This window comes from Streptomyces sp. NBC_01017 (assembly GCF_045162795.1).
Taxonomy (GTDB): domain Bacteria; phylum Actinomycetota; class Actinomycetes; order Streptomycetales; family Streptomycetaceae; genus Streptomyces; species Streptomyces machairae.
In genome coordinates this window covers 6,542,516-6,559,174 of sequence record NZ_CP108683.1, presented here as the reverse complement: position 1 = coordinate 6,559,174, position 16,659 = coordinate 6,542,516, and the positions used below count along the sequence as shown (strand labels likewise).

The 16,659-nt window shown below is 72.8% G+C and carries 8 protein-coding genes; 7 read left to right on the top strand and 1 reads right to left on the bottom strand.

All coding sequences use genetic code 11. The features are described from left to right. Positions 1–62: 62 nt before the first annotated feature. Positions 63–1,775, bottom strand: coding sequence for a serine/threonine-protein kinase (locus OG331_RS30060; RefSeq protein WP_406201926.1), 1,713 nt, complete (start codon positions 1,773–1,775; stop codon positions 63–65). A 370-nt stretch (positions 1,776–2,145) separates the two neighbouring features. Between OG331_RS30060 and OG331_RS30055 the strand changes: the two genes are divergently transcribed. The 7 genes from OG331_RS30055 (at position 2,146) to OG331_RS30025 (ending at position 16,613) form a co-directional block, all read left to right on the top strand. Continuing rightward, positions 2,146–5,640, top strand: a complete 3,495-nt coding sequence (locus OG331_RS30055; RefSeq protein ID WP_406210369.1) for an FHA domain-containing protein — start codon at positions 2,146–2,148, stop codon at positions 5,638–5,640. Positions 5,641–5,884: 244 nt separating this feature from the next. Continuing rightward, positions 5,885–7,267 (top strand): ABC transporter substrate-binding protein, encoded by a 1,383-nt coding sequence (locus OG331_RS30050; protein ID WP_406201923.1) that lies wholly within the window; start codon positions 5,885–5,887, stop codon positions 7,265–7,267. Between the two features lie 4 nt (positions 7,268–7,271). Continuing rightward, entirely contained in the window at positions 7,272–8,618 is a 1,347-nt protein-coding gene (locus OG331_RS30045) for a carbohydrate ABC transporter permease (protein WP_406201921.1), read from the top strand. Then, positions 8,615–9,529 carry a carbohydrate ABC transporter permease gene (locus OG331_RS30040; protein WP_406201919.1) on the top strand — a complete coding sequence of 305 codons (915 nt, stop codon included), beginning with the start codon at positions 8,615–8,617 and terminating at the stop codon, positions 9,527–9,529. Before OG331_RS30045 ends, OG331_RS30040 begins: the two co-directional genes overlap by 4 nt. Positions 9,530–9,697: 168 nt before the next feature. Then, complete coding sequence (locus tag OG331_RS30035; protein WP_406201917.1) at positions 9,698–11,983, top strand: CDP-glycerol glycerophosphotransferase family protein; 2,286 nt, start codon at positions 9,698–9,700, stop codon at positions 11,981–11,983. A gap of 178 nt (positions 11,984–12,161) precedes the next feature. Beyond that, the gene (locus OG331_RS30030; protein ID WP_406201914.1) at positions 12,162–14,363 is read left to right on the top strand and encodes a CDP-glycerol glycerophosphotransferase family protein; all 2,202 of its coding nucleotides are present in this window, start codon (positions 12,162–12,164) and stop codon (positions 14,361–14,363) included. 9 nt (positions 14,364–14,372) lie between these two features. Further along, on the top strand, positions 14,373–16,613 hold the full coding sequence (locus OG331_RS30025) for a CDP-glycerol glycerophosphotransferase family protein (protein WP_406201912.1): 2,241 nt from the start codon (positions 14,373–14,375) through the stop codon (positions 16,611–16,613). Positions 16,614–16,659 lie beyond the last annotated feature (46 nt).

Below are 16,659 nucleotides of genomic sequence, written 5' to 3'. Positions count from 1 at the left end.
TCACCCGCCAGGTGTCGACAAATAACCAAACCAGCCGACGCCGTACCGCGTCGGCCCTCGGGTCAGCTCGTGCCCGAGCCCCCGCCCGAACCGCCACCCGAGCCGCCCAGGTCTCCGATCCACCCGCTCACGGTGCTGACCCAGTCGCTGAGCTGCTCCCAGTAGCCCTTGCCCGTGCCGATCCACTCCTGCAAGGGGCTCAGCTCCCAGACCAGCCAGCCCGCGACGAAGAGGATGACGATCGTGAAGAGGCATCCCTTGAGGCAGCCGAGCCCGGGGATCCGCATCGGGTTGGCACTGCGCTGGCGCGGCTGACGCGGCTCGCGCTGGGGCCGCTGCGGCTCCGGCGTGGGCGGCGGGGCGTACCGCTGAGGCTGCTGCTGCGGCTGACGCTGCGGGGCGTACTGCTGCGGCTGGTGCTGCTGCGGATGGCCGTAGCCCTGCTGCCGGCCCTGCGGCGGGCGCTGCTGTTGGGGCTGCTGGGGCTGCTGCTGCGGACGGGCGACCTGGCGCTGGGGGCGCCGGCGCAGCGGGTCCTGGCTGGGGTCGAGGTACTGGACCTGCGTCTGCTCGTTGCGGTCCCGGGCGGCACGCAGCTGGTTCTGCCAGGGGTGCGGGTCCTCCGGGCCGGGCTGACCGGGCTGTCCCGGCGGCACCGGCGGCATGACGGCCGTCGGGTCCGCGGCGCCCCGGCCACCGGGGCCGCCCGTGTTCGGCAGTACGGCAGTGGGATCCGCGGCACCCGCCATGCCGGGGGCGCCGGTGTGCGGCAGGACACTGGTCGCGCCGTTCGGGTCGTACGCCCCCGGGGCGCCGTGCTGCATCACCTGGGTGGGGTCGGCCGAGCCCGGCACGGCCGCCGGCGCCGGGTCGGGGGCGAGCAGCGCGGCGACGCCCTCGGCCGCCGCGATCTGCGCGGAGTTCGCGTGCACGCCGATGCCCTCGGCGACGACGCGCAGGCCGCGGGCGAGGTTCTCGGCGCTCGGCCGTTCGTCGGGGTTCTTGCGCAGGCAGCGTTCTATGACGGTCCACAGCGGGTCGGGGACCGTGGACGGGCGGCGCGGCTCGGCGCTCAGGTGCTGGTGCAGGACCTCCAGAGCGGAGCCGCCGCCGAAGGGGGGACGGCCGGTGAGCAGCTCGTAGAGGAGGATTCCGGCGCCGTAGATGTCGACGGCGGACGTCTGCGGGCGGCCCTCGGCGGACTCGGGCGCGATGTACGCGGGCGTGCCGACGAACTCGTGGGTGCGGGTCAGGCCCGGGGAGTCGGCGAGGCGGGCGATGCCGAAGTCGGTCAGCATCGGGTGCATCTGGCCGCCGTTCTGCTGGAGCAGGACGTTGGCGGGCTTGAGGTCGCGGTGGACGACGCCGTCGGCGTGGCTGCAGGCCAGCGCGTCGGCGATCTGCGCGGTGAGCAGGGACGCGGCGACCGGGGTGAAGGGGCCGTTCTCGCGCAGGTAGCGGTGCAGGTCGGGGCCGTCGATGAGGTCCATGACGAGCGCCAGCAGCTCACCCTCGACGACCAGGTCACGGACCCGGACGATGTTCGGGTGGGTCAGCCGGAGCAGGACGGACCGCTCCCGCAGGAACCGCATGACGATGTCCGCGTCGCTGGCGAGCTCCTCCTTGAGGACCTTGATCGCGACGGTCTCGCCGGGCTGCCCCTGCACCGCGGCCTCGGCGCCCGCGGTCTCCCGCTGGCGGGCTCGCCAGACGGTCCCCGTGGCGCCGCGCCCCAGCGGCTCCTCGAGGAAGTACTTGCTGCCTACCGGCCGCACGTCGCGCTCCCTGCTGCTTGCCTACGTTCCGACCCACTGTAGTGCCGTGCCCCGGGGCACCGGCCTGTCCTCATTCTGTGCGTCTTACGTACGGCTTCCCGTACATGTTCGAAGGAAAGACGCTCGGCTCTGTCTCGTGGTTGCCGCAAGCGGACGTGACCGATCTCAAGCGGTCGTCGGTAGGTCATCTGTCAGGCACTTTTGCGGGCAGAGCCGACCAATCAAGATCACTTGTCTTCGGGCGGGGGGCGCGTTGTCAGTGGCAGGTGCGAGGATGCGTGCAGTACTGGCCGATGTGCTCGTGTGGGGTGGGGAGGGCCGTCTTGGAGGGCCCTGGTCCGCGTCCGCGCAGAAGGGACCGCTGACGCCGATGCAGATCCGGCTGACCGTCGTAGACCCACTGGCCCCGCCTGCCCCGGCGCGTGGCCGCGCCGCGAGCTGCGACGTACTGGTGACGGCACCAGCGGGCACGGCCCTGGCCGCGGTGGCCTCGGCACTCGCCTCGGCGGTGTCCGGGGGCGACGGCCCGGTCGTGCTGTACGCGGGCGCGGAGCGCCTCGACGACCGGCGCAGCACCCTCGGCGAGCCCCCTCTGATAGACGGCGCCGTGCTCTCCCTCGGCGCCCCGCCGGCGCCCGAGCCCCACCCCGAGCTGGACGACGCCCCGACCCAGCTCCATGTCGTGGCGGGCCCCGACGCGGGCGGGGTGCACCTGCTGCACGGCGGCGAGATCCGCATCGGCCGCTCCGCCGAGGCCGACGTACCGCTCGACGACCCGGACGTCTCCCGGCTGCACTGCGCGGTCACGGTCGCCGCCGACGGCCGCGTCTCGGTGGCCGACCTCGGCTCCACCAACGGCACGACGCTGGACGGCACCAGGCTGACCACCCGCCCGGTGCGCTTCGTACCGGGCGCGCTGCTGCGGATCGGCGAATCGGCCCTGCGGCTGGCTCCGGCCGGCGGCCCGGGGGCACGGGTGCGGACCGAGCCGGACGGGGAGGGGCACACCCGCGTGCCCGCCGGGGGTGACCGCGAGGTCGACGGCCCGGCGGCGCCCGCGAGGGGTGACGCGGCAGTGCCGCACGCACGCGTGGCGGACGGAAGCGGCGCGGACGCCTCCTCGGGAGCGCGGCCGACCGCTCAGGAGCACGGCCCCGTCGAGCCGCCGGGCGTACCCGTCCAGGGCGGGGCACCGCGCATCGAGCGGCACGGCGGGTCTGGACCGCTCCCGGGACCGCGCGGGGGCGACACGCACGGCGCGGGCTTCGGGGTGGGCACGCTCGACGGACGTCAAGGCGAGGAGGACGCCCGGGACTTGTTCCCCGGTGCGTCCCCCACGGCCGCCGGGACCGGGCTCACCGACGGCGCAGCGGCCGGCAGTACCCGCAAGGGCACCCCGCTGCGGGGCACCGACATCCCGCCGGGCGTGCGCAGGCGCGGCGGTCTCACGGCATGGGCGCGGCGGCTGGCCGGCGGGCGCGGCGAGCAGGATGCGGTCCGGCACGACGCGTACGACGTCGACGAGCCGGGCGAGGCGACCGGCCTCCCCTCGACGACGAAGCGCTCGCGATTGCCGGAGGCCTGGCCGGACCCGGCGTCCCTGCTGCTGACCGCGCTCGGGCCCGGGCCCCGGCTGTGGGAGCGCTCACCGGCTCACCCGGAGGCCCTCACGGTGCGGCTCGGCACGGCCGACCGTGCGGCACCCGACCGCTCGGGGCTGCTGCCCGCCGTGCCGGTGACCGCCGATCTGCGGGAGGTCGGGGCGCTGGGCCTGGCCGGTCCGCGCGAGCGGCTCGCCGGGCTGGCCCGCGCGGTGGTCGCCCAACTCGCCGCGCTGCACTCGCCCGACGCCCTGGAGGTGGTGCTGCTCAGCGCGGACCGCTCCCGCACGCTGGAGGAGCGCACCGCCGAGTGGGCGTGGCTGGGCTGGCTCCCGCATGTCCGCCCCGGGCACGGCCAGGACTGCCGCCTGCTGCTGGCCTACGACCGCGAACAGGCGACGGTCCGCACCGAGGAGTTGCTGCGCCGGCTGGAGGACCTGACGGCGCAGCCGCGCGGTGCGGGCGCCGCGGCCGTGCCGGACGGGCAGGTGCCGGCGCAGCGTGCCGCTCGGCGGCCCTCGTGGGCGCAGGACGACGTGCCCGGCGAGGGGGCGGACGGGTTCCCCGGGCCGTACACCGTGGTCGTCGTGGACGGCGATCCCGGGGGCGCCGATGTGCGCGAGGCGGTGGCGCGGCTGGCGTTGGAGGGGCCGCGGGCCGGGATCCACGTGGTGTGCCTCGCCGAGACGGCTTCGGCGTCGCCCGCGTCGCCCGTGACGGAGACCTACGAAGCGGCGTGCACGGTGGCGCCGGTGTTCCGGGAGTGCGGGGCGGTCGGGCTGCTCAGCGGAGACGTGGCGACAGCGCTGCGGCTGATGCGGGTGGCGCGGGGCGGCTCGCCCGAACAGGGCGCCGTCGGACGCGAGACCGCCGCGGCTCACGGCACGGTCGGCGATGCCGCGGGCGGTCACGACACGGCCCTCGACGGCCCGGCCGGTCCCGGCGCCGCCGGCCCCACTCCCCCCGCAGCCACCCCCCACGGCCCCATCGGGCACGGCACCGTCGCCGCGGTGGACGCCGTCTCGCTCGCCTGGGCGGAGCGGTTCGCGCGGGCCCTGGCGCCGTTGCGGACGGAGGGGACCGTCGGGGAGGGGCACACGCGTGTGTCCGTGCCGTTGCCTCAGGCGGCGCGGCTGCTCGACGAGTTGGGGCTGGCCCGGGCCACCCCGGCGTCGCTGATGGCGCGGTGGGCCGACGCGGCCGACGACCCTCAGGCGCTCGGCGGGCGGGCATGTGCCGTGCTCGGGGCCGGGCCGCGCGGGCCGGTCGGCGCGGACCTCGGCGCCGACGGACCGCACCTGCTGATCGAGGGCCCGCCCGGCAGCGGGCGTACGGAGTTGCTGCGGGCCGTCGTCGCGTCGCTCGCCGCGGCCGAGCGGCCGGACCGGCTGGGCGTCGTGCTGATCGACGGCCGGGACAGCGTCGGCGGGGGCGGCGGGCAGGCCGAGGGGCTGCGGGCGTGCACGGACATACCGCATGTGACCACCCACCTGACCGCCAACGACCCCGTCCGCATGCGGGAGTTCGCCCAGTCGCTCAGCGCCGAGCTGAAGCGGCGCGCGGAGCTCCTCGGGCGGTCCGACTTCGCCGAGTGGCACACCGGGCGTGCGCTGTCGGGCCGGATGGTGGCACAGCGCGCGGCGGGGGCCGGTTCCGGTGCCGCCGACCTGACGGGGGATCTGGACGCGCCGTCCAGTTCCACGATCCGGCTGCGGCCGGGGGCGGCCCGTCGGCAGGCCGAGGCCGTGCCGCCGCTGCCCCGGCTCGTGGTGGTCGTGGACGACCTGGACGCGCTGGTCTCGCCCGCACTGGGATCGCCGGGCCGGCCCGCGGCGGGCTCGGTGATACGCGCGCTGGAGGCGGTCGCCCGCGAGGGCGAGCGGCTCGGCGTGCATCTGGTGGCCGCGGCGGCCATCGGTGGCCGTACGGCGGAGTCGGAGCCGGCGCGACTGGCGACGCTGCGGGTGACGCTGGACGCGGTGACGGCGGGCCCGGACGAACCGGCGCCGGGGCGGGGGCGGCTGACCTGGGCGGACGGCAGAGCGGTGCCGTTCCAGGGCGGGCGGGTCACGGGACGTATCCCGCGGACGGCGACGCTGCGGCCCACTGTCGTGCCGCTGGAGTGGCACCGCATGGGCGATCCGCCGGCCAGGCGCCCGGTCCGCGAGCTGGGGAACGGGCCTACGGACCTGGCGCTGCTGGCCAGTGCGGTGGAGAGGGCGGCGCGAGAGGTCGCGGCGACCGAGGTGCCCTCACTCCTGTGACGCCGGTCCGCCACATTTCAGCCCGTCCGGGGATTGAGGACGAGGCCCTTCAGGCCGATAGCGGGGGTCTGGGGGCGGCAGCCCCCAGGGACGTTCACCCCGGCGCAGGGCCCCTGGTCACGAGCCGGTCACGATCTCCCGCTTGACAGCGAACGCGGTCTTGCCGCCCCCAAACCCAAGGCGTAGACCAGATCGCACGGGACAGCGCTCGAACGTTCGACGAGGCACGAAGAACGGGGCAGTGATGCGCACCAGCACGAACAGCAGGAACCGGACAACCAGGGCCGTCAGGGCCGCGGCGGCCGTATGCGCGGGCGCCCTCGCACTCTCGCTCACCGCATGCGGAGGCGACGACAACGACAGCGGCAACGAACAGGGCGGATCCGGCCAGGAGACCGCCGACACCGTCACCCTTCCCAAGCTGAACGGCGAGTCCCTCGAGGTCGCCGCCGTGTGGACCGGTGCCGAGCAGGAGAACTTCAAGAAGGTCCTCGCGGAGTTCGAGAAGCGCACCGGCGCGAAGGTCACCTTCGTGCCCGCCCAGGACCCGATCATCAACTTCCTCGGCTCGAAGGTCGCGGGCGGCCAGCCGCCGGACATCGCGATGCTGCCGCAGCCCGGCGCCATCAAGCAGGCCGTCGACAAGAAGTGGGCCAAGCCGCTGGGCGCCGAGGCGATCAAGGAGCTCCAGGAGAACTACTCGCAGGGCTGGCAGGACATCGGCAAGGTCGACAACAAGCAGTACGGCGTCTACTACAAGGCCGCCAACAAGTCCCTGATCTGGTACAACGCCCAGGTCTTCGAGAACGCGGGCGCCACCGAGCCCAAGACGTGGGACGAGCTGCTCACCACCGCGCAGACCGTCTACGACTCCGGCGTCACGCCGTTCTCGGTCGGCGGCGCGGAGGGCTGGACCCTCACCGACTGGTTCGAGAACGTCTACCTGTCGCAGGCGGGCCCTGAGAAGTACGACCAGCTGGCCAGGCACGAGATCAAGTGGACCGACCCGTCCGTGAAGGACGCGCTCACCACGCTCGCCCAGGTATGGGGCAAGAAGGACTATGTGGCGGGCGGCGCGGACGGTGCGCTGCAGACGGACTTCCCGGCTTCCGTCACGCAGGTCTTCACCGGCGGCGACCAGCCGAAGGCCGCCATGGTCTACGAGGGCGACTTCGCGCAGGTCAACATCACTCAGGCCAAGGCGAAGGTCGGCACGGACGCGAAGGTGTTCCCGTTCCCGACCGTGGGTGACACCGCACCCGTCGTCTCCGGCGGCGACGCGGCCGTCATCCTCCAGGACTCCGAGGCCGCGCAGGCCCTGGCCACCTTCCTGGCCTCCCCGGACGCGGCGACCATCCAGGCGAAGCTGGGCGGTTACCTCTCGCCGAACAAGAACGTCGACAACTCGGCGTATCCGAACGAGGTGCAGCAGAAGATCGCCAAGGCCCTGATCGACTCGGGTGACGACTTCCGCTTCGACATGTCCGACCAGGCCCCGCAGGCCTTCGGCGGCACGCCCGGCAAGGGCGAGTGGAAGGCGCTTCAGGACTTCCTGAAGAACCCGTCGGACGTCGCGGGCACTCAGCAGAAGCTGGAAGCCGACGCGGCCGCGGCCTTCGGAAACTGACGCCATGGCGTCGACGGAAGCGGCAGGGGGCACTGCGCCCCCTGCCGCACCCAAGTCGCGCAAGAGTGTGACCGGCACGCGCAGGTCCGTGGTGGTGCTCTTCCTGCTGCCCGCTCTGGTGCTGCTCGGCGCGCTCGTGGTCTACCCGATCGGGTACTCGCTCGTCCGCAGTTTCTACGACCAGTCCGGCGGCGGCTTCGCCGGATTCGACAACTACGAGGCGCTGTTCACGGACGAGGGCATCCGTACGGCACTCAAGAACAACGTGATCTGGGTGGTGTTCGCCCCGACGATCGCCACCGCGCTCGGTCTGATCTTCGCGGTGCTGACCGAACGGGTGCGCTGGGGCACGGCGTTCAAGCTGGTCGTCTTCATGCCGATGGCGATCTCGATGCTGGCGGCGGGCATCATCTTCCGGCTCGTGTACGACCAGGATCCGGACAAGGGCGTCGCGAACGCGGTGTGGGTGGGCGTGCACGACACCTTCGCGCAGGCGTCGGCGTTCCCGAAGGCCCACCCGGGGCGGGAGTCGCCGCTCGAAGCGGCACCGGGCGGCGGCTTCATCACCAAGGACACCGTCAGCGCGGGCACCCCGGTCAGCCTGCCCCTGGTGGGCGTCGCCCCCGACCAGATGCCGGACGACTCCAAGGCGGCCGTACAGGCGAAGGCCGATCCGGCCGGGATCACCGGCACCACCTGGCAGGACTTCACACGCGGCAAGGGCGTCGGCACCCTCGGCGGGGTCGACGCGGCCGAGCTGGGCTATGCCGGGATGAAGATCGAGGCCGTCAAGGACGGCAAGGTCGTGGCCGGCGCGAAGGCCGCCGACGACGGCACGTTCACGCTGCCGGCCGCGGCCGAGGGGGCCCAACTGCGGCTTCCGCCGGACAACTTCAAGGAGCCGTACAACGGCCTGGACTGGCTCGGCCCGTCCCTCGTCACGCCGGCCATCATCGGGTCGTACATCTGGATGTGGGCCGGCTTCGCGATGGTGCTGATCGCGGCCGGGCTCGCGGGCATCCCCCGCGATCTGCTGGAGGCGGCCCGCGTCGACGGCGCCAACGAGTGGCAGGTGTTCCGCCGCGTCACCGTGCCGCTGCTGGCGCCCGTCCTCGCGGTCGTCACCGTCACCCTGATGATCAACGTCCTGAAGATCTTCGACCTGGTCTTCATCATCGCCCCGGGCTCCTCCCAGGACGACGCGAACGTCCTGGCACTGGAGCTGTACCGCAAGGGCTTCTCCGAGGACCAGCCGGGCATCGCGAGCGCGATCGCGGTGTTCCTGCTGCTCCTGGTCATTCCCGTGATGTGGTTCAACATCCGTAGGCTCAGGCGGGAGGGCAGGCGATGAGTACCGATGTCGGCGGGCTCGGCAAGGCGGTACCGCCGCCGCCCGAGACCGTGAAGGCCGAGCAGTCCCTCGGCGGCCGGCTCGCCTCGTTCGTCAGCGGCGGGGTGGTGCGGGTGTTCCTGATCCTCGTGGGCCTGTTCTGGCTGGTCCCGACGATCGGGTTGCTGCTGTCGTCGCTGCGGCCGCCGGAGGAGATGACCGCGAGCGGCTGGTGGGAGGTCTTCAGCAAGCCCTCCCAACTCACCTTCGACAGCTACGACAAGCTCCTGAGCAACAGCGACATCACCGACTCGATCCTCAACACCGTGCTGATCACCGTCCCGGCGACGGTCCTGGTCGTCGTGATCGGCTCGCTCGCGGGATACGCGTTCGCGTGGATGGAGTTCCCGGGCCGCGACTGGTGGTTCCTGGGCGTGGTCGGCCTGCTGGTCGTGCCGGTGCAGGTGGCGCTGATCCCGATCGCCGAACTGTTCGGCAAGATCGGCATCTTCGGCTCCCTGACCGGCGTGATCCTCTTCCACGTCGGCTTCGGACTGCCGTTCGCGGTGTTCCTGCTGCGGAACTTCTTCGCCGAGATCCCGAGAGAGCTGCTGGAGGCGGCCCGGCTGGACGGCGCCGGTGAACTGCGCCTGTTCTTCCGTGTCGTGATGCCGCTCGGCGGTCCGGCGATCGCCGCGCTCGGCATCTTCCAGTTCCTGTGGGTGTGGAACGACATGCTGGTCGCGCTGATCTTCACGGACTCCGGGAGCCAGCCGATCACGGTCGCCCTGCAGACACAGGTACGGCAGTTCGGCAACAACATCGACGTCCTGGCACCCGGCGCGTTCATCTCCATGGTGATCCCGCTGGTCGTGTTCTTCGCGTTCCAGCGGCAGTTCGTGTCCGGCGTGATGGCGGGCGCGGTCAAGTAGGCGCAAGCGCACCACGCTTGAAGGGGCGGACCGTCATCGGTCCGCCCCCTCACGTTCATTCATGATCCCCCGTATGCCGTACCGCGGCGTAACCAAGTCACTCCATTGGCCGTTGCCGGGCAAGGCGCTGTCGCCGCCTACCGCCCCGGCCGACCCAGTGGATGTCCCTTGCCCAGGTTCAGTGTCATTGTCCCCGCGTACAAGGTTCAGGCTTACCTGCACGAGTGCCTGGAATCGGTGCTCTCGCAGTCGTACCCCGATCTCGAACTGATCGCCGTCGACGACTGCTCGCCGGACGCGTGCGGCGCGATCATCGACGAGTTCGCGGCCCGCGATCCGCGCGTACACCCCGTGCGCCTCGCGCGGAACCAGGGCCTGGGACCCGCGCGCAACGCCGGTATGGCCGAAGCCACCGGCGACTACCTGGTCTTCCTCGACGGCGACGACACGCTCACCCCCGACGCCCTGCACGAGATCGCGGACCGGCTCAAGGAGACCGGTGAGCCGGACGTCCTGGTCTACGACTACGCGCGCACCTTCTGGACGGGCGAGACGATCCGCAACCAGGCCGCCGCCCAGCTCACCGAGGACGGCCCGGCGCCGTTCCGGCTGGCGGACCGTCCGGGGCTGCTGCGGCTGCTGATGGTCGCCTGGAACAAGGCGTACCGGCGGGAGTTCGTCGAGGAGGAGGGCTTCGCCTTCCCGGCCGGCTACTACGAGGACACGCCCTGGACGTACCCGGTCCTGATGACGGCGGAGGCGATCGCGACCCTGGACCGGGTGTGCGTGCACTACCGGCAGCGCCGCCGGGGCGCGATCCTCGGCACGGTCAGCCCGCGGCACTTCGACATCTTCGAGCAGTACGACCGTGTCTTCGCGTACGTCGACCAGAACCCCGAACTGGCGCGGTGGCGCCCGCTGTTGTTCCGCAGGATGGTCGACCACCTGGTCGTGGTGTTCGCCCGCCGTGACCGCCTCCCGCGCCGCAGCCGCGCCGCGTTCCTGCGCAAGGCCCGCACCCACTACCGCCGTTACCGCTCCTCCGGCGCCCCCGTCCCCCCGCGCAACCGCCTGCGGCACGGCCTGGTCCGTCTCGGCCTGCACCGCACGTGGCGTGCCCTGCAGCTGGCGTCGGCCCTGCTGCGCCGCGCCGGCAAGCTCACCGACCGCCTGCTGAAGGGCCTGCGCGGCGGCGCCCTGCGCCTGCACTACCGCGTCCAGCGCCGCCTCCCCCTGCGTGCCGACCGCGCCGCCTTCGCCGCCCGCGGAGTCCACGACCCCTCCGACAGCCCGGGCGCCCTGGAGCAGGCCTTCCGCACGCACGCCCCGCACATCCGTACCGCCTGGATCGCGGACGCGGACGCGGACACGGACGCCGACGCCGAGGGGCACGACGCCGCCCCGTCCGGCCCGCGCCGCCTGCGCCCCGACACTGCCGCCTACTGGACGGCCCTTGCCCGCTCGAAGTACCTCGTCCACAACGACGGCTTCGACCGCCGCCTGGTCAAGCGCCCCGGCCAGGTCCTCGTGCAGGCCCAACAGGGCACCCCACTCGGTCACATGGGCCTGGACCTGAGCGAACGCCCCGCAGCAGCAGGCGACACGGACGTCGACGAACTCCTCGACGACATCGACAAGTGGGACTACGTCCTGTCCGCCAACCGCCACTCCACCCTGACCTGGGAGCGCGTGCACCCGGGCGGCTACACGACCCTCGAATACGGCAGCCCCCGCAACGACGTGTTCCAGCAGGCGACCTCCGCGGACGTGGCCCGGATCCGCGAGCAGCTCGGCATCCCCGACGGCACGGTCGTGATCCTCTACGCCCCCGCCCACCGCGACTACCGCCGCACCCAGCGCACCCCTCTCGACCTGCACCGGCTCCTGCGCCGTCTGGGCCCCCGCTTCTTCGTCCTGGCCCGCGCCGACCCGCGGCACGGCGGCCCCCTGACGCCCACCACCGGCCGCGTCATCGACGTCACCGGCCACCCGAGCGCAGAGGCGCTGTGCCTGGCCTCGGACGCCCTGGTCACGGACTACTCGTCGATCATGTTCGACTACGCCAACCTGGACCGGCCGATCGTGATCCACACCGACGACTGGGAGGCGTACGAGGCGGCCCGCGGCACCTACTTCGACCTGCGCTCCTTTCCGCCGGGGGCGGTGGCGCGCGGCGAGGACGAGCTGATCGACATCTTCGCCTCCGGGCACTGGCGGGGTTCGCGCTCCGCGCAGCTGAGGTCGGCGTTCCGCGAGCGTTTCTGCCCGCACGACGACGGACGCGCCGCCGAGCGGGTCGTACGCCATGTGGTGCTGGGCGAGACCTGCCATCCGCCCGTCGTACCGCTCGAAAAGCGCCACCCCGTGCCGTCGCCGGCCGCGTCGCTCGCGCGCTCCCCGCTGACGACCGTGCCGCGACCGACGGGGCGCCGGACCGTCACCGAGAGCCTCTGAACGCCGTTCTCACGGAAACGGAAGAGGAGTTCCCATGCCCTCCAGCCCGTCCCGGCCCACGCCGACCCGGCCGTCCACCTGGCGTCCGGCCGGGCGGCCCGGCCGTACTCGCGCCGGCTGAGGCCGGCCCCGACCTGCTGAGGAACCCTGCCGCCGGAACATCGACAGAAAGAGCAGTATGCCCCGCTTCAGCATCATCGTTCCGTCCCATGGGGTCGCGGGCCGGCTGTCCCAGGCGCTGGACTCCGTCCTGACCCAGTCCTTCGGCGACTTCGAGCTGATCCCGGTCTGCGACGCCCCCGACTCCCCGGCGGCGGACGTCGCCGCCGGGTACGCCGAGCGGGACTGCCGGGTGGCGCCGGTGAACTCGCCGCCGACGGCCGGTCTGGCGAGGGCGCGCAATGCCGGGCTGCGGGCGGCGATCGGCGACTGGCTGCTGTTCCTGGACGGCGACGACGAGCTGGTGCCGGGCGCGCTGGCGGCGCTGGACGCCCGGCTGAGCGAGACCGGTGACGTGGACGTCCTGTACTTCGAGCACGAGCGGACCCCGTGGTGGGTGGGCGAGCCGACCAACCCGGCCGCCCAGGTGCTCGCGCGTACGCCGGGCGGAGTGTTCGCCCCCGAGCAGGCTCCGATGCTGACGGGCGTCCAGCTCCCGGCATGGAGTGCGGTCTACCGGCGGGCCTTCCTCGCCGCACGTCAACTCCCCTTCCCGGACGGCCACTTCACCGATGTGGGCTTCGGTGGCCTGGTCGTGCTGGGCGCCGAGCGCATGGCGGTGCTGCGCCAGGTCGTCCTACGGCACCTGGTGCGGCGGCAGGGCAGCCGGCTGAACCTGCCCGGGGAGCACCACTTCGAGCTGCTCGACCAGGCCGAGCTGGTGCTGGCGCGGGCCGTCGAGCAGGGGCTGCCGGAGAGCCGGCTCGGGCCGTTGTTCGAGCAGCTCTTCGCCGCCGTACTGAAGACGGCCGCCCACCCGCGACGGCTGCCGCGCCGGCGCCGGGCCTTCTTCCGGCGGGCGAGCGGGCTCCACCGGCGGTACCGGCCCGCCGGGTTCCGGGTGCCGGGCGGGAGTCTCGGGGTGCAGCACCGGCTGCTGGCGAGGGGGGCGTACGCGGCGTTCCGGGCGCTGCGCGGCGCCAACCGGGCGGCGACACGGGCGGCTTCCGCGGTGCCGCGGCCGCACGGGCTGCGCACCCGGCTGCGGTACCGGTGGCAGCTGCGCCGCCGGCTGGACCGGAATCTCGCCGTGTACTGCGCGTACTGGGGCCGCGGCTACGTCTGCAACCCGGCCGCCATCCATGCCAAGGCGCGAGAACTCGCCCCGCATCTGCGCTCGGTGTTCCTGGTCGAGGCCGAGCAGGCACACACCGTGCCGAAGGGTGTGGAGTACGCGGTCATCGGCAGCCGCAGGTACTGGGACGTGCTCGCCCGGGCCAAGTACCTGATCAACAACGCCAACTTCGCGGACGCCGTCATCAAGCGCAAGGGCAGCGTGCACCTGTCGACCCAGCACGGCACCCCGCTGAAGAAGATGGGCGCCGACCAGGCGACGTATCCCGTGGTGGCCGCGGCGACCGGCAGCTTCGCCAAACTGCTGGCCCGCGTCGACCGCTGGGACTACAACCTCACCTCCAACCGGCACTCCACGGAGATGTGGGAGAGCGCCTACCCCGCCGCGCACGAGACCCTTGAGTACGGCTATCCGCGCAACGACGCCTACTACACGGCGACCGCCGCCGACGTGGCCCGCGTCCGCCGCGAACTCGGCATCCCCGAGGGCAAGAAGGCCCTGCTCTACGCGCCGACGCACCGCGACCACGCCACCGGCTTCGAGTCGAGCCTCGACCTGGAGGCGCTGTGCGAGGAGATCGGCGACGAGTACGTCGTGCTGCTGCGCGCCCACTACTTCTACGACCGCGGCGCCGGGCGCGGCACCGGCCGGATCATCGACGTCACCGCGCACCACTCCTCCGAGGACGTGTGCCTGGCCGCCGACGCGCTGATCACCGACTACTCGTCGATCATGTTCGACTACGCCAACCTGGACCGGCCGATCGTCGTGTACGCCGACGACTGGGACGTCTACCGGGAGGTGCGGGGCGTCTACTTCGACCTGATGGAGGCACCGCCGGGCCGGGTGACGCGGACCCCGGGCGAGCTGGCGGCCGTCCTGCGCGACGGCTCGTGGGCGGACGACGAGGCCACGGCCCTGCGCGCGGCGTTCCGGGAGCGGTTCTGCCAGTTCGACGACGGACGCGCCGCCGAGCGCGTCGTACGCCGGGTGCTGCTGGGCGAGCCGCCCGAGGCGATCCCGCCGGTGGTCCCGCTCGCCGAGCGCATCCCCGCCCCCGCCGCGACGACCCTCGTAAGGAACTGAGGTACCGACGTGCCCCGCTTCAGCATCATCGTCCCCGTCTTCAAGGTGCAGGGCTTCCTGCGGGAGTGCCTGGACTCGGTGCTCGGGCAGTCGTACACCGACTTCGAGGTGATCGCCGTCGACGACCGCTCCCCCGACGGCTGCCCGGCCATCCTGGACGCCTACGCCGACCGCGACGCACGCGTGCGCGTGCTGCACCTGCCGGAGAACGTCGGCCTCGGCCGGGCCCGCAACGCCGGTCTGGAGCAGGCGAGCGGCGACTACGTCCTCTTCCTCGACAGCGACGACCAGTACACGCCGGGCCTGCTGGCGGCCGTCGCCGCCCGGCTGGAGGCGGCCGACGAGCCGGACATCCTGGTCTTCGACCATGTGCGCACCCACTGGTGGGGCCGCGGTGGCCGCAGTACGGCGGCCGACCTGCTGGCCGCGGCCGGCGCGGGCACCTTCAACGTCCGGGAGAACCCGGAGTACCTGCACCTGTTCCTGGTCGCCTGGAACAAGGCGTACCGGCGGGACTTCTTCCTGAAGCACGAGCTGCGCTACGCGCCGGGCCTGTACGAGGACGCGCCCGTCACCTACCGCTCGATGGTGCTGGCCGACCGCATCGCCTGCCTGGAGCGGATCGGGGTCGAGTACCGGCAGCGGCGGCAGGGAGCGATCACGAAGACGCCGGGGCGGCGGCACTTCGACATCTTCCCGCAGTACGAGGGCCTGTTCGCGTTCCTCGCCCGGCGCACGGACCTGGCGTGGGCGCGCCCGCTGCTGTTCGAACGGGCCCTGGATCACATGCTGTTCGTCCTCGCGCGCGAGGACCGGGTGCGGCCCGCGGACCGGCCGGACTTCTACCGTGAGATCCGCTCCTTCCACGCCCGCCACCTCCCCGAGGGCTTCACACCGCCCGACGGCCGGCGCGGCAAGGAGATGCGGCTGCTGGCGACGGCCTCCTACGCGTCGTACGCCGTGGCACGCGGTCTGCATGATGCGCGCAGGGCGGCCGGCAACGGCAAGCGGCGTGTGACGCGCGCGGCGTCGAACCGGGTCCAACGCGCCTGGTACGCGGCCCAGTCGAAGCGCCCGCTCGATCCGCAGCTGGCCGTCTACTCGGCGTTCTCCCATCGTGGGGTGCTGGGTGATCCGGCGGCGATCCACGCCAAGGCCCGCGAGGTCGCCCCGCACATCAGGGGCGTGTGGGTGGTCCAGGAGGACGCGGTGGACGCGCTGCCGCCCGGCATCGACTTCGTGACGCCCGGCTCGCGGCGCTACCACGAGGTCATGGCGCGGGCCACGTACTGGGTGAACAACGTCAACTGGCCCGGCACCCTGGCCAAGCGCCCCGGCAGCGTCCACGTCCAGACCCATCAGGGCACCCCGCTCAAGCACATGGCGGCCGACCTGCTGACCAAGCCCGGCGCCCGGCACGGCTTCGACGTGCCGAAGATGCTGTGGCGAGCCGACCGCTGGGACTACAGCCTGGTGGCCAACCGGCACTCGGAACTGGCGTGGGAGCGGGCGTATCCGTGCCATTTCTCGTCGCTCAGGACGGGCAGCCCGCGCAACGACGTGCTGGTCAACGCGGGCCCCGAGGCAGGCGAGGCCGTGCGGGCGCGGCTCGGCGTCCCCGCGGGCAACACCGTCGTGCTGTACGCGCCGACCCGCCGTGAGTACCGCCGGGGCGGCCATGTCGACCGGATCGACCTGGCCCGGTTCGCCCGGGATCTCGGCACGGGCCACACGCTCGTCGTACGGCTCCATCCGTCGCTCGCGAAGGGCACGGCCCGTGGGATGGGCCTGGCCGATCTGCACCGGCGGGGCGTGGTGATCGACGCGACGGACGAACCGCATGTCGAGGACGTACTGCTCGCCGCCGACGTGCTGGTCACCGACTACTCCGCCCTGATGTTCGACTACGCCAACCTGGACCGGCCGATCGTGGTCCACGCCGACGACTGGGGGGCGTATGCGGCGAGCCGGGGCGCCTACTTCGACATCACGGCCGACGCGCCGGGCCATGTGTCGCGCTCGTACCGGGAGTTGGCGTGGCTGTTCGCGTCCGGGACGTGGCAGGACGGGGACTCGGAGCGGCTCAGGGCGGGGTTCCGGGAGCGGTTCTGCGAGTTCGACGACGGGTTGGCCGCGGAGCGGGTCGTGCGGACGGTGATGCTGGGTGAGCGGATGCCGGAGCGTCCGGGCGGCGTGGAGCGGGTGCCTGCCCCGACGGCGGCGAGGTCGTCGCTCATGGATGCCCGCTGAAGGGTTCCCGCGACGCGTTCCCGGAACGGTGGGCTCACTCGATGAG

Excerpts from the sequence above, each read along its gene's own strand:
- OG331_RS30055 (WP_406210369.1), top strand. The coding sequence starts at position 2,146 with ATGCAGATCCGGCTGACCGTCGTAGACCCACTGGCCCCGCCTGCCCCG.
- OG331_RS30050 (WP_406201923.1), top strand. The coding sequence starts at position 5,885 with ATGCGCACCAGCACGAACAGCAGGAACCGGACAACCAGGGCCGTCAGG.
- OG331_RS30045 (WP_406201921.1), top strand. The coding sequence starts at position 7,272 with ATGGCGTCGACGGAAGCGGCAGGGGGCACTGCGCCCCCTGCCGCACCC.
- OG331_RS30040 (WP_406201919.1), top strand. The coding sequence starts at position 8,615 with ATGAGTACCGATGTCGGCGGGCTCGGCAAGGCGGTACCGCCGCCGCCC.
- OG331_RS30030 (WP_406201914.1), top strand. The coding sequence starts at position 12,162 with ATGCCCCGCTTCAGCATCATCGTTCCGTCCCATGGGGTCGCGGGCCGG.